The sequence below is a fragment of the uncultured Ferrimonas sp. genome (genome assembly GCF_947489035.1).
In the GTDB taxonomy this organism is placed as follows: domain Bacteria; phylum Pseudomonadota; class Gammaproteobacteria; order Enterobacterales; family Shewanellaceae; genus Ferrimonas.
This window is the reverse complement of the sequence record NZ_CANLCI010000094.1, coordinates 1-239: the sequence shown is the minus strand read 5'-3', so window position 1 is coordinate 239 and position 239 is coordinate 1. Positions and strand designations below refer to the sequence as shown.

Annotated in this window: 1 protein-coding gene; it reads right to left on the bottom strand. The window is 56.9% G+C overall.

Going from position 1 to position 239, the window contains the following annotated elements; all coding sequences use genetic code 11:
• Positions 1-239 (bottom strand): VCBS domain-containing protein (locus Q0796_RS18250; protein WP_298445923.1); only part of this gene is annotated, 239 nt, incomplete at both ends.

Here is a 239-nt window from a genome sequence, read left to right as displayed (position 1 = left end):
AACTCACGAACTTCTTCCTGACCCAAAGTCAGCGCATCAACGGTGTCGTTATCGGCCAAGTCGAAGGTCCAGCTGCCGTCAGCGTTGACCACGAAGGTGCCGTAAGGATCGTCGATGGTGTTGGCGTTGAAGGCCAAATCAGGGTTGTCAGCGTCGCTTGCGGTCAGGGTGCCACCGACTGGGGTTACGTCACCCTCAGTAACCGCGTCTTCTGCATCGGAAATGATGGGCAGATCGTC